Origin of the sequence: Companilactobacillus nodensis DSM 19682 = JCM 14932 = NBRC 107160, assembly GCF_000615905.1 — a bacterium.
In the GTDB taxonomy this organism is placed as follows: domain Bacteria; phylum Bacillota; class Bacilli; order Lactobacillales; family Lactobacillaceae; genus Companilactobacillus; species Companilactobacillus nodensis.
On the sequence record NZ_BAMN01000025.1, the window covers coordinates 14145 to 27095 of the forward strand.

Below are 12951 nucleotides of genomic sequence, written 5' to 3' on the forward strand. Positions count from 1 at the left end.
AGCTATCAACGGTGTTATCAAGATGTTCGGTGGAAAGAGCTTAGGAAAAATCAAGACTCTTGAAACTGGATCTAATTACCATAGAGGCGGATTAGCAAAGATTAATGATGCTCACTCAAGTGTTTATCGTGAAATTGTTAAATTACCAAATGGACATATGTTCTCGCCTCAACAAAGAAATGTTGTATTGCCATTGCCACAAGGTTCATCAGTTTTACCTGCTCAAGTAGCAAGACCATATGTCGAAACTGGTTTAATTCCTCACTATGAAAATGGTATTGGAGATAGTTTATCTAATTTCTTCGACATGGCCAAAAACGGAATATCTGATGCAGCTAGTGGCGTAGGCTCTTGGGTATCTTCTAAGATGAAAGAAATTGGTGGAGATATCGAAAAGGGTATTAAATTTGCTAAGGACTTTATTAAAGACCCTGTTGGGAATTTATCTAAGGCATTCGAATCAGTCACAAATGGTAAATTTGCTAAAGAAGAATTTTCAAGCAAAATGGGGCCTGCTACTGGTCATGGAATTGTTAAAGCTGTTGCCGATAAAGTTAAGAGCTTGGCTGAAAGTTTCAAGAAACAACTTCAATCAGTCACAGTTTCTGGTAAAATGCCAGCCACTGCATATGGTCCAATGATTAAAGCCGCCGCTGCTTATATGCATCAATCAATTACCGATTTTAATGTTGATATGATTGAAAGAATCATTGCCAATGAATCTGGCGGTAATCCACACGCTATTAATTTGACTGATAATAATGCCAAAGCCGGTACACCATCAAAAGGAATTTTGCAGTATATTGACCCAACATTTAATAATTACGCTATGCCAGGACACAAGAATATTTGGAATCCGTTAGATCAATTGATAGCGTTATTCAATGATGCTACATGGCGGTCTGATATGGGTATGGGCTACAACGGAAAGTATGGTGAATGGCGTGGGTCAGCTAGTGGTCCTTCTGGTCCAAGATTAATGGCCAACGGTGGACATGTCTTTAGTGCTACTAATGCCATTATCGGTGAAGCCGGTGACGAATTTGCAATTAATCCTGCTAAACCATCAGCTATACCATTAATAGGAGATTTGATGGGAAGAATGGCAGACTTCCATCCGGAATTTAGATCCTCAAGTTTAACAAGCAATATCAGCGCTGACCTTGGTCAAAAACTAGATATTGTCATTAATCTGTTAGGCTCTATCGAAGGTAAGAACTTTGCTCCTGAAATTAACATTGCTAGAGCCAGCAGCAATATGAACAGACAAAATGCCAGAGAAACAGCTGTATATGGCTATCAACAAGGAGGTAGACAATAGTTGACTAACAAAGTATTTAAAGATGAGACACTTCAAAATCCCAAGCCACATGCTTATGGCTTTTCAAACGGTCGTGATAATCCATCGAGATTACCACTTGATCCAATTGAAGTTGCTATAAGCGACAAGGGAATTGATTGGACTTCGTACTTTGATGTTGAAGATATGTTCGGTGTTCATTGCTATGATTGGGATATAGCTCAAACTAATCCTGTAGATAACTGGCAGAAAATCAATACTCGAGATGGTCAACATTTAACGTCGTCTTCGTTTGATAGTCGGGATATTACTTCTACTTGGGAAGTAATCGGGAATAGCGAAGCAGAATTCCGAATGCTATATGCTGCTCTACATGATTTCTTTATGAATCGAAATGGTTTTTGGATTGTATTTGGCAATGAGCCTTCATTCAAGTATCGAGTTAAAACTAAAGTTTTTGCCCCGACATATGTTAATGAAAGACAAGCAACTATAGTCATTACTTTCAATAACTATACCGGTATGCGTGAGAGCGTAGGTACATCATTAGAAATATTTGATAAAGAAAAAAGCTTCTTTTCTTATGGAATGGGAATACCTAATAAAGATATTTCCTATGAATCCAAAGAAGAGGAGTTTTCTATTTATAATCCTAGTTCTGTTGCTATTGATCCTTTGGTACAACATCATGTCTTAAAAATTCACATCAGAGGCTCTGGTTCGCCAACCCTAACTAATAAGACTACCGGCGAATCATTTACCTATAATCGCGTTTTAATACCGACCGATGAACTGATATTAGACGGTGTTGATCCATATATCAATGGTAATCCGGATGGAATCAATAGCGATCACGGAACAATTACACTAGCAAAAGGAAATAATGATTTTGAGATTTCTGGTCTATCAAATTCGGATATTTCCTTTGAATTTTATTTCATTTATTTCTAATGCATAAATTATTTGTGAGGTCGGCCGACAACCAGAGCGAAGAATGGCTGACCTGTTTAGATGAAAGCTCTTTTAACTTTCAACAACAAATTAGTGAAACTTTTTCTATTAGTTTTACAGCGTATTTGAGTGATTATGATTCTTTATCGTTTGAAATGCTCCAAGATGGTGCATCAATCATTTTTGACGGTCAAAAGTATACAATCGTGCAATTAGTAGGTAAGGTAGTTGACGGACTAACTACTAAAGATGTCACGGCCACTCATGAAATTTTTGGAATACAAGATTTTAAGCAATTTAAAGTTAACAGTGGTAGCAATACATACACGCTTGACGAAGCCATGAAGTTTGTTTTCGATTCTGAATACAATACTGACGGATACACCTATGAATTACGCGGAACATTCCCAAAAATCGATATTACTGATTGGGGTAATTGTTCTGGTTTAGATGCCGTTCAAAAAGCTGTTGATAGTTTTGGAGCTAAATGGGTGCCAAATGGTAAGACGGTCATAATCTATGATTCTGATTCTTACAAGAACCCAACTAATAAAAGTTTCAGAAATCTTTATAATACCAATGACATCGAAATATCAATTGACAGAACTTCTGTTAAAAATGGAGCTATGTTATACGGTGCTACAAATGATAACGATCACAGCCAAACTGATGGTGCTGTGGCCATCGTTGATTCTGCCGGTATTTCTATGACAGCAAGTCCAACTGGCCCAGAAACTAGAGGTACGATCGTATCAATGAACGGTGCTCCTGTTTATAGTTCTCCGACTAAAAAAATTAAAACTGGTCAAGTTCTACCTGATGGGTCAGTTTGGAAAATTGGCCAGCAAGTCTCTATTGATGGAACGATATGGTATGAAGTTGAAACCAACGGCTGGGTTAGCTCTGAGTACCTACCGTTTGATAGACCCGGAGATGTAAAGCCGGAGAACCATGTAATTGATCTAGTTTGGGGTAAAGGACATATTAAAATTGATGGGGATTCTAGTTCTGATGGTTCTGACAAGGACAATGGAGCCAGTTCATCAATTGGTAATGCCACTTTGACGGTTTCAACTATGGAAGATGGCGGAGCACCGGTGGTAGGAGCTGATATGACTACGGTTGTTGGTCATTTACCAAATGGAAACACATACCTAACTACGAATAAGAAGACGGTTAACGATGTAACTTACTATTTAGTTGCCACAGATCAATGGGTTGCTGAAAAGTATGTCACCTTTGATAAAGACGGTGATGTTAAACCAGAAAATCATGTGATTACAGTGGTTAGTGGTCAAGGTACTTTCAAAGCTGATGATAAAGATAGTGACAGTGATGATAGTTCAAAAGATAATAAGGATGCAGCAATGGCTGATATCTATGATTCACCATTTACGCCACAAGTTAAGACTGGTAGTCAATTGACAGCTGGTACTCAATACAAAGTCAAGGTTTCAGTTTCTGATGGTGCTCAATCAAAATCATGGTACCAAATTGATTTAGGCTGGATTGATCAATCTGCACTAGACTTCAGTGGTGCTACCGATGTTTCACCAACAGATGTTACTAATGCCTCAGCTGGAGCTAAGATATATGATTCACCTTGGACGCCTCAAACCATTTTAAATGATGTGTTGCCGAATGGTACAGCTTGGCAAATTAATGGATCGGTGTCTGATGGAGCAAATGGAAAGTCTTACTATCGTGTTGGTGTTAATGAATGGGTAGATCAAAGTAATTTTGATTTTAGTGGTCAATATGATGTAGAACCTAGTGACACACAAGGTCAAGAGGACGGTACAACAACAGACGACACAGATTATGTGTTTAAGCCGTTTTTTTATTACAATGCACAGTCACGCTCTGAATATGGTTTGAAAATTGGTGATGATATTACTAATGACCAAATCAAAACACCTGAGCAAATGAAACAGTATGCTGATTCAGTTTTGCAAATTGAACCGGTGATTGAGTTAACGGTTAACTTGAGCTATCAAGATGATTCCATGAAAATTGGTGACACAAGTTACTTAGATACCGGACCACTTGGAATTAAGACCATGATTACTTTAAACGGCATCAGTGGCAATCCATTGATGCAAGATACACCTATGACAATAAGCCTTGATAATTCAAAACTATCAAAAAAGAATATCAACTTCGAAACATCAGATAATATAAAGTTGCTGAAGCGAAATAATGACTTATTAAATAAAAAAGTAAACCGATTATCGTCAAAAATTGCTGGTTTACAAGCGTCACAAAAATAACGATAAGGAGAAAAAGTAATGCAAGGATATGATGGTACACAAAAATTCTATTCTCCTGATATTAACCAAAATATGCAGTTAATGGAATATGGAAAATTGCCGGATAACCAAATAGATCCGACTAAAGATACGGGATCTACATATATTGATCAAGAAAATAATCAAGTGTATGAAGTTATTGGCGATGATTCCAATGGAAATACTATTTTTAAGCGTTATAAATTAGTAGATTTAAAACAGCTTTTACAAATACCTGAACTTCAAGATATCGAAGGAGTTGACGGCAATCAAATTAGACTAGATCCGTTAACTCAAGAGTTGATTGGTCCAAGTATGTTTCACGCAAGTGATTACAACATTAACACTATTGAAACGGTAATAAACATTTTGTTAAAGAATCAGGCTATACAAGGGCAAAATGAAACTGCAATCATTGATTTCTTTAAGCAATTAACTGATGATCAACTGGCAGAATTGTCCACATCAATCTCCCAGATAATTGATGAACGTTATTATACTAAGAGCGATGTTGACGAAAAAATTAATAACCTACAGAAACAAATAGATAATCTATCGAATGCAGTTAACTATAAACCACAGCCTAATAGTGTCTTCCCACCGGGATTTACAGGTGAAAAAGACATCGACATCAATGATACAATTCATGATCAAAATATTGAGGACAAGGTTGAGGCACTTAATGACATTGACGAGAAAGGAGAATAAATAAATGACAGAAGTTAATACAGATCAATCAGCAGCTAATACTAATCAAGAACCCAATATTCCTGAGTTACATGTACCGGTTGGCTCCGATTACAGAACGCTCAAGACAGATATTCCACTTGAACAACCAATGATTTTTTATCTTGATGGTTCGAAAACATTCTATCTCCCACATGAGGATACGGATGATGAGCATATCCATAATTTGCCACAAGGTGTTATTGATACTTTAACCAACAAGAGAATTTTTCAAGAAATCAATATCCGCCAAGGACAGTCGGGGATGTTCAAATCACCAATTCTTTTCCTAACTAAAGATGGTCCCGTAGATATGTCCAATGTATTAATTAGATTTGAGGGAAATGATTCTTCTGGGGCCGAAATCTACGACGATGAAGGATTTAATCGAGTACAAGCGAATACTGGTAGAATCACCTGGTCTCCACAATCAGAAGTTGCTCAAAGTCCTGGTTACTTCAAGAATGCACATTTTGTCATTGAATCTATGGATAGAACTAAGATTTATACCACACTGGACTTTTCAGTTAATGTGATTGCTAATGATATAGCATATCCACGAGCAATGGCCTTTTATGTATCTGAGTATCAACGGGCGCTTTTCCATATCAAAGAAATGCAGACATCAGCTGATCATCAATTAAGTTATTTGTTGAATTCATATGCTGCTATTATTGCCGATAATCTAGCACAAATTCGTCAAAAGATGAAAGAAGCATTAGATCAGCTTGATACTGATTTAAAAAATGGTAATGACAAGGTAGATAGTTTTATTAGTGTTTCTAAAGCTAAGCTAGATGAACTAAATACTGGGTTAACTGATTCGCAGACTAAAATGAATGCTTTGGAGAAACAGATTGCTGATGATGGACTTGTAACAAAAGCTGATTTATACGTTGACGTTCAGATGGGAATCAATAACGGTCAAATTGATGTAAATGTAAATGATTCCATTTTAGATTCGGCTGTATCATCAAAAATCGACCTGCTAACAGGTTCCTTGGAAGGGAGTAATGGAGAATAATGAGCGATTTAACTAGAGTTGCTAAACTTCAAACATTAACGCCAATTGGTATTAAATATAAAAATTCTACAGGAACATATGTCAAAGTACCTTTTGACAAGACGGATAATTATTTAGATGCTTCATTATCATTTTTAACCGCTGATAGTGCCAAATCTGTTATTCAATCTCAAATCGATACTTTGGATACAAATGACAAAATTGAAGATGCTACTATATCAGACAAAATAACTACTTTGACGAATGCATTACAAGCGGACAATAAATAGGAGGTAAATTAAATGGCAGATAATGCTTTAACAAAAGTTGCTCGGATTGCCTCAAAGGCAGCTCAAGGGGCAACATATAAGGATGCTAAAGGAAATATTCAAATTATTAAACCCGCGGGTGACTCGAACTATATGGATTTTACTAATTTTTTAACTAGCACAAATGGTACAGGTGGCAGCACTGGTGGAAATACAGATCAAAATCACCCAGCCGCTGGTGCTGATTACTATGCTGGTTCACTTGCTGATGGTGAGATTACTGAAAGATATTTGCTATATCAACGAGACGAAAGTGTAGCAGAACAAACAGGCTCTCAAACAGTAACTTTACAGCGAGATGTTGGTTCAACTTTCAATATGGTTGGTGATGGTGCTACCTTCTTGATTCACCTTCAAAAAACTGCAATGACAAAAGGCACTAAGGGTTCTGTAACCGATATTAAATTGAATTATGATCCCAATAATATAGCAAAAGACGGCTATTTCACGACAACATCACCATATCCTATTTATATAAAAGCATCTGATCTAGGCACTAAAAAAACATTAACAATTCCAATCAATGGGATTGGTGAAAATCTATCAGGTAAAAATGTCAAAGCTCCTCAACTAAATGTTACTTTTAATGGCAATGGTACTATGACTTTCGAGAGTGTTACAGGATATGACAACGATGGTAATTCTGCTGGCGCTACGGGTGCTAACTATGAAGTGGTTGTCGATGTAATTGCTACATTTTCAACACAACCAGCCGTTGCTCAATTGCCAGCCTCAGTCAATTTATTTAGCGGCTCAGCAAGTGGTGATATTGCCTTGTCAGGAGTAAGTAACTTTTTTGAAAATTCCATGGATGGTATTGAGATAACATTAGATGATTATGTTTATTTTTATAACCTAGCGTACTCATCATCAATACCAGTTTATAGAATTAAAAGCTCTAATTTTGTTTTATCCAATACGTTTAAAATATCTAAGGAGGAATTGATAGATGGAATAAATATTAATATTATTCTGAAACCATTTCTTGATTCTACAAGTGTAATAACTATTCCTTTTGAACAAAATAATGGTACTAATGAGGGCATTGTTTGGGGAAATGGTACGGATAAGAATTTTAATTTTAAAGGGGTAACAAAGTCCAATATTATTATTGGTAAATCCAGTTTAAGTAGTGATTTTGAATTCACTTTTAAAAATACTAGAGCACCTAGTTTTACGGATAACTTTAATTGGAATGTTTTAAAAATTTCACCATATAAGAATTAAGGAGGTAAGATATGAAAATAGCAGTTCAATTAAATTCTGATAGAAATATTATTGATACTTATTTAAGTCCCGAGGATGGGGCTAAGCTACAGGTCAAAAAGTATAGTAATCAAGGTTGGGTACTAGTTGATAGTGATTCAACTTTTTCTACTGATAATAAATACCGATGGACGGTGAGAGAATCAGACAATTCTTTAGTTCATATTCAAAGTAATCAAACGCCTGAAGAAGAAAGAGACACTGTCATATCTAATTTGACACTTCAAAATTTATCTTTAACAAACGATGTCTCAGACTTAAAGAAGTTATCAACAGCACAAGCACTTCAGTCATTACAAGATTCAAAGGATAAATCTGAACAACAAGAGGTTATTACTGGATTAACAAAAGAAATTTTAGAATTAAAGCAAAACGTTACGACAGAAACTAAATAGTTGGAGGAAATGAATTATGAATGCAACAATGTTAAAAATTATTTGGAGTTGGGGAACTTTGAAGGCTTCCGACTTAACAGATTATGTACCTGATCAAATTTCTGTAGAAGATTATAAAGAGATTACTGGGGAAGAATATAAGAAAGAAGGTTAGCAGATGCTAGCCTTTTTATTTTGGAGTGATGCGAATTGAAATATTTAAAACAGAATCACTTTTGGTTTATCACAGGAGCAGAAACATTCACTCTTGGAATCATTTTTATTTTGACTGGCAACTTCATTGATAGACCGCCTAATGCACCAGGATTCATTGCTAATGTAGATGATCCACCATTTGCCATAGCGCTAATAATTATCGGTCTGTATGTGATGTTCTCGTGTTTTGACGAATTACGTAAGTCCAACAAAGACTTAATCGTATTTCTTTTATTATTTGTGTGGACATTCTACTTAATAATTTTTTCAATACATGATTTGACTGCGCCAGTTTTGTTACCAAAATTCACAACTCTTTTTATTCTATTTATTAACATTCGAATTCTTTTAGAAGCATTTTGGAGTGATCCAGGATAAATGGAACAAGAAACAATCAGAATTTTGATATCAGCTATTGGTGGTGCAGTCATAACTGGTGTCTTTGGAGTTTGGTTGCAACGCTTAAAGAATCAAGGTTCAAATGAAAATGTTTATGCGGATCATACTAGAGAGTTATTTGATCGTTTAGATCAGATTACGCAGGAACGTGATGATTTAAAGGTACAGGTTATTAAGTTACAAGATCAGGTTTCAAAGCAGAATAATACCATCGATGCACTAAATAAACAGGTTGGGGTATTAAATAGTAAGTTCGACAAATTTAATGAACTGGAAGAGGAAAAATAGATGAAAATTATTGAAGGATTGCAATTGATTGATGTAGCACAGTTAATGGTAATTGCTATTTTGTGTTATGTCCTAACCAACTCAATCAAAAATACAAAGGTCGTTGATACTAAATGGATGCCATTCGTATCAATGGCTTTGGGATTGGTGTTAGCAATAGTTACAGCTCTGGTATTTCATGATAAGGAAATTGGCAAAGCTATTATTGCAGGCTTGTTGGTCGGTGGCTGGACATCAGGTATGTTTGACGGTGTTCAAGGGTTTTTAAATGATGGAGGTACGTCAGAATGAAGAAAAGATTAGTTTATATTGTAAGTCTGCTGATTGCAGGCTTATTTTTTTGTACTACTAATGTAAATGCTGCAAGAACGGATATGGTTGACGTTTCTAATCACAACGGATACATGACAGTTAGCAACTTTCAGGATATGTTGAATAATTACGGTGTCAAAGCTGTGGTTACCAAGATATCTGAAGGTACTTACTACCATGATTACACAGCTGCTAATAATATTAAGACTGCTCAAGCAGCAGGTTTATATATTAATGGCTATCACTTTGCTCGTTATAGTACTGTTTCAGGAGCAATTGCAGAAGCTGACTATGCAGCTACTTTGGCTAAAGCAGACGGTCTACCCGTTGGATCAGTATTGGTAACTGATGTAGAAGCTGAACAGCAAAATGGATTATCAAGAGCAACTAATAATGCTAATAACAAAGCATTTATGGATCAAGTTGCTAAGTATGGATATCGTTCGGATGTTTATACTATGAGTTCATGGTTAGGCAATAAGATAGATGTGAATACTGGTGGTTGGATTGCTTCATATCCATATAATGCTTCGGGTAAGCAATGGTATTCTGGTCACCATTCATGGCAATGGGGTAGCACATACCAATTTGCTGGCTCATACGGTAGTTTTGACGTATCTCAAAACTACGATAACTTTTTCACTGGTGGTCAAACTCCACAGGTTGATCCTAAATCTACTATTAATAATGTAGTAAGTGTCAAGGGTGATTCCTATAAGGCATTTACTACCTATAATAACAATGGCCAAGCCAATACCGGCACGAATGTTATTTCTGGTACTAGCTGGAAATCAAATGGAATCACAGTTATTAATGGCAAATCTTACTATGTAATAGGCGTTGACACGTTAATTCCACAAGCAAGTACAACTTTTAATCGTATAGTTGTAGTGAACTACCTCAATAATTACGGCGTTCTTGCTTATGATAGTAAGGGTAATTCAATTAAAGACTCTAATAAGACATTTAAGGGTGGTACTAGCTGGCAAACTAAAGATAAGTTAGTTAACATCCCTAATATTGGTTACGCCTATGAAGTCGCAACTAATGAATACATTCCAATTAAATATGCTCAAGGTTCTGGATTTACTGGATAAATTTTAAACGGTAAATGCTAGACAAATTAAATAATATGTGTTAATTTGAAGGTGTTCATTGACGTGGACAATATTATAATAAATTACCTCGATTTTGAATTAGCCTTGGTAGTGTTAAAAGTACCCATCATCTATTAATTTAGGTGGTGGGCTTTTTTGTGCTATTTAAAAAACTTAATTTTAAAGATATAGCTGTGATACAATTTGAGTTGTTGAAAGACCATCATTTCTAAATGTTTTCACCCTATAATGGGTAGAAAAACATAATAAAAAGTAAGACTTTGCGCATATTTTGCGCATATTTCAAATGGGGATTGATATATAGGCTTTTTAAAATCCTGTACTCTCCTTACTTCGAACACCTTTGGGTGTTCTTTTTTTGGACTTTTATTTACGAAATGTATATGATTATTTTGTATAAGAAATAATGTTTGGAGATAGACCGATTATAAAAATCAAAAATTTTAACAAAAAGGATTTGTCTAAACTAGCAGAGTTCTCGTTAATAGGTATGAACTTTGATAGATACTCAAGTTCCAAAGTGCAAAATAGAATCTATGCTGAATACGTTGTGCGAGATGAATATAGCAAGGCCACAATAGCTTTGGGTGCATACGACGACGATGATAACTTTTGCGGTGCGGTTTTTGCCGGATTCAATAATGAGGTCTTGATCGATCAAGGATGTCTCAATCGAAGCTATTCAAAAGTTGTGGAATCGATAATGAATATTGGCTTCGATGCTGATTCAGGTGTTTATGACCAAGTTAATGGCTTTATGTTAAAAGAACTCAAGTCAAAGATGGATTTTGACGGTGAGTTGATGTTATTTGCAGTTGATCCAGATACGAAGGGTCAAGGTACAGGAACCAAATTACTCGATGCACTTTCAAAACGATATACTGGTAAAAAAATCTATGTCTTTACTGACACCAATTGCTCATATCAATTTTATGAACATCGCGGGTTTGATAGATGTGCTGAAGCTGAGGTACATGAACCTGGGCAATCAGCAGATCAAAAGATGAAATACTTTATTTATAACAAAACTTTGTAGCAATAATTTGAGGAGATAAAATGATAGCATTAAAATCAGAACGTGAAATTAAAGGGATGCAGGAAGCTGGAGATATTCTAACTGGCTTGTTCCATGAATTAGAAGGTTATGTCAAACCAGGATTATCAACTTGGGATATTGATAATTTTTCTTATAAATATATTACTGAACACGGTGCCACACCCGGTGAATTAAACTTTGAAGGCTATAAATATTCAACATGTATCAGTGTTAATGATATGATTTGTCACGGTTGTCCAAGCAAGGATATCATTGTTAAAGATGGTGATTTGATCAAATTGGATACTGTTATCGATTATCATGGATACTTAAGTGATGCATGTCACGCCTTAGTTGTTGGTAAGGCTAGTCCTGAGGTTAAAAAATTGATGGATGTGACTCTTAAATCACTATATAAAGGAATTGATAAGGCTGTTGTTGGTAACCGTATTGGTGATATTGGTTTTGCCATTCAAGATTATGCTGAGAACGAAATGGGTTATGGCGTTGTTAGAGATTACATTGGTCATGGAATTGGACCTACAATGCATGAAGAGCCAGATGTTCCACATTATGGTAAGCCAGGACATGGCACACGTTTGAAGACAGGTATGACAATTATGATTGAACCAATGATCAATGTTGGTAGCTTCGAATGTAGTGAACCGGATGAAGAAGACGGTTGGACGATCAGAACAGTTGATGGTAGTTTGAGTTGTCAATATGAACATACGATCGTTATTACAGATGATGGTCCTAAGATTTTAACGTCATTTGATCATGAGAGAGATTCTAAATATTTGTTGTAATTGTTAAGGCTCTGAACACAATGTTCGGAGCCTTTTTTGGATGAAAAAAATAAGCCCTGGTAGGCTTATCAATAGTCAGAATCCTCGTAATCTGAATCTTCAGAATCATAGGAATTATTGTCACCATTATTTTCGTTAGATCCATATTGATCACTAGGTGAACCATCTTTGTTCAATATTCCTCGATCCATTTGAGATTCAGTTTGTTGTTCACCGAAGGTTTCCATGTAGTCAGGCGTACTCTTCAAGGCTTCATACGCAGACATCCCGTAATGTTGAGACTTGTACAAAGCGGGTGATACACCATATTTGTTTACAAATCCCGTAAGTGTGTTTTCATCGTATGATATTCCGTTATTTGAAGATGAAGCTTGCTGATTAGTATTGGGTTGTTGCTGTTGCGTGTTGTTTTGATCTTGTTGAGCTGCTTGCTGGTTCTGATTATTAGTCTGTTGCTGGTTTTGGGTGTCTTTTTGAGTGTCGTCTTTTTTGTTGGTGTCAGTTTTCTTTTTGGTTACTTTCTTTTTAGACTTTTT

General features: G+C 35.9%; 16 protein-coding genes. 15 read left to right on the forward strand and 1 reads right to left on the reverse strand.

Annotated elements, in window-relative coordinates; genetic code table 11:
• Window positions 1-22 precede the first annotated feature (22 nt).
• The 15 genes from JCM14932_RS12230 to map all read left to right on the forward strand — a co-directional run bounded on the left by JCM14932_RS12230 (window position 23) and on the right by map (window position 12415).
• Entirely contained in the window at window positions 23-1321 is a 1299-nt protein-coding gene (locus tag JCM14932_RS12230) for a lytic transglycosylase domain-containing protein (protein ID WP_025025105.1), read from the forward strand.
• Window positions 1322-2251 carry a phage tail domain-containing protein gene (locus JCM14932_RS12235; RefSeq protein ID WP_025025106.1) on the forward strand — a complete coding sequence of 310 codons (930 nt, stop codon included), beginning with the start codon at window positions 1322-1324 and terminating at the stop codon, window positions 2249-2251.
• Window positions 2251-4521 (forward strand): phage tail protein, encoded by a 2271-nt coding sequence (locus tag JCM14932_RS16715; RefSeq protein WP_081776172.1) that lies wholly within the window; start codon window positions 2251-2253, stop codon window positions 4519-4521. Before JCM14932_RS12235 ends, JCM14932_RS16715 begins: the two co-directional genes overlap by 1 nt.
• A gap of 18 nt (window positions 4522-4539) precedes the next feature.
• Window positions 4540-5247, forward strand: coding sequence for a hypothetical protein (locus JCM14932_RS12245; protein ID WP_025025108.1), 708 nt, complete (start codon window positions 4540-4542; stop codon window positions 5245-5247).
• A 4-nt stretch (window positions 5248-5251) separates the two neighbouring features.
• Window positions 5252-6289 carry a BppU family phage baseplate upper protein gene (locus JCM14932_RS12250; protein WP_025025109.1) on the forward strand — a complete coding sequence of 346 codons (1038 nt, stop codon included), beginning with the start codon at window positions 5252-5254 and terminating at the stop codon, window positions 6287-6289.
• Window positions 6289-6558 carry a hypothetical protein gene (locus tag JCM14932_RS12255; protein ID WP_025025110.1) on the forward strand — a complete coding sequence of 90 codons (270 nt, stop codon included), beginning with the start codon at window positions 6289-6291 and terminating at the stop codon, window positions 6556-6558. The genes JCM14932_RS12250 and JCM14932_RS12255 overlap by 1 nt, the downstream gene beginning before the upstream one ends.
• 12 nt (window positions 6559-6570) lie before the next feature.
• On the forward strand, window positions 6571-7824 hold the full coding sequence (locus JCM14932_RS12260) for a hypothetical protein (RefSeq protein WP_025025111.1): 1254 nt from the start codon (window positions 6571-6573) through the stop codon (window positions 7822-7824).
• Between the two features lie 11 nt (window positions 7825-7835).
• The gene (locus tag JCM14932_RS12265; protein WP_025025112.1) at window positions 7836-8258 is read left to right on the forward strand and encodes a hypothetical protein; all 423 of its coding nucleotides are present in this window, start codon (window positions 7836-7838) and stop codon (window positions 8256-8258) included.
• Between the two features lie 16 nt (window positions 8259-8274).
• Window positions 8275-8412, forward strand: coding sequence for an XkdX family protein (locus tag JCM14932_RS16415; RefSeq protein WP_081776173.1), 138 nt, complete (start codon window positions 8275-8277; stop codon window positions 8410-8412).
• 35 nt (window positions 8413-8447) lie between these two features.
• Window positions 8448-8831: a hypothetical protein gene (locus JCM14932_RS12275; protein ID WP_025025113.1), complete on the forward strand. Its 384-nt coding sequence runs from the start codon at window positions 8448-8450 to the stop codon at window positions 8829-8831.
• The gene (locus JCM14932_RS12280) at window positions 8832-9140 is read left to right on the forward strand and encodes a hypothetical protein (protein ID WP_025025114.1); all 309 of its coding nucleotides are present in this window, start codon (window positions 8832-8834) and stop codon (window positions 9138-9140) included.
• Complete coding sequence (locus tag JCM14932_RS12285) at window positions 9141-9431, forward strand: holin (RefSeq protein ID WP_025025115.1); 291 nt, start codon at window positions 9141-9143, stop codon at window positions 9429-9431.
• Window positions 9428-10549, forward strand: coding sequence for a GH25 family lysozyme (locus tag JCM14932_RS16125; RefSeq protein WP_025025116.1), 1122 nt, complete (start codon window positions 9428-9430; stop codon window positions 10547-10549). Before JCM14932_RS12285 ends, JCM14932_RS16125 begins: the two co-directional genes overlap by 4 nt.
• A gap of 511 nt (window positions 10550-11060) precedes the next feature.
• Window positions 11061-11606, forward strand: coding sequence for a GNAT family N-acetyltransferase (locus JCM14932_RS12295; RefSeq protein ID WP_162149798.1), 546 nt, complete (start codon window positions 11061-11063; stop codon window positions 11604-11606).
• A 20-nt stretch (window positions 11607-11626) separates the two neighbouring features.
• Entirely contained in the window at window positions 11627-12415 is a 789-nt protein-coding gene (gene map, locus JCM14932_RS12300; RefSeq protein ID WP_025025118.1) for a type I methionyl aminopeptidase, read from the forward strand.
• Window positions 12416-12483: 68 nt separating this feature from the next.
• Here the strand turns inward: map and JCM14932_RS16720 are convergent.
• Window positions 12484-12951 (reverse strand): hypothetical protein (locus JCM14932_RS16720; RefSeq protein ID WP_025025119.1); only part of this gene is annotated, 468 nt, incomplete at its 5' end.

What these genes read in the sequence shown, in the direction of transcription:
- JCM14932_RS12230 (WP_025025105.1), top strand. Translation starts at nt 23, where the DNA reads ATGTTCGGTGGAAAGAGCTTAGGAAAAATCAAGACTCTTGAAACTGGA.
- JCM14932_RS16715 (WP_081776172.1), top strand. Translation starts at nt 2,251, where the DNA reads ATGCATAAATTATTTGTGAGGTCGGCCGACAACCAGAGCGAAGAATGG.
- JCM14932_RS12245 (WP_025025108.1), top strand. Translation starts at nt 4,540, where the DNA reads ATGCAAGGATATGATGGTACACAAAAATTCTATTCTCCTGATATTAAC.
- JCM14932_RS12250 (WP_025025109.1), top strand. Translation starts at nt 5,252, where the DNA reads ATGACAGAAGTTAATACAGATCAATCAGCAGCTAATACTAATCAAGAA.
- JCM14932_RS12255 (WP_025025110.1), top strand. Translation starts at nt 6,289, where the DNA reads ATGAGCGATTTAACTAGAGTTGCTAAACTTCAAACATTAACGCCAATT.
- JCM14932_RS12260 (WP_025025111.1), top strand. Translation starts at nt 6,571, where the DNA reads ATGGCAGATAATGCTTTAACAAAAGTTGCTCGGATTGCCTCAAAGGCA.
- JCM14932_RS12265 (WP_025025112.1), top strand. Translation starts at nt 7,836, where the DNA reads ATGAAAATAGCAGTTCAATTAAATTCTGATAGAAATATTATTGATACT.
- JCM14932_RS16415 (WP_081776173.1), top strand. Translation starts at nt 8,275, where the DNA reads ATGAATGCAACAATGTTAAAAATTATTTGGAGTTGGGGAACTTTGAAG.
- JCM14932_RS12280 (WP_025025114.1), top strand. Translation starts at nt 8,832, where the DNA reads ATGGAACAAGAAACAATCAGAATTTTGATATCAGCTATTGGTGGTGCA.
- JCM14932_RS12285 (WP_025025115.1), top strand. Translation starts at nt 9,141, where the DNA reads ATGAAAATTATTGAAGGATTGCAATTGATTGATGTAGCACAGTTAATG.
- JCM14932_RS16125 (WP_025025116.1), top strand. Translation starts at nt 9,428, where the DNA reads ATGAAGAAAAGATTAGTTTATATTGTAAGTCTGCTGATTGCAGGCTTA.
- JCM14932_RS12295 (WP_162149798.1), top strand. Translation starts at nt 11,061, where the DNA reads ATGAACTTTGATAGATACTCAAGTTCCAAAGTGCAAAATAGAATCTAT.
- map (WP_025025118.1), top strand. Translation starts at nt 11,627, where the DNA reads ATGATAGCATTAAAATCAGAACGTGAAATTAAAGGGATGCAGGAAGCT.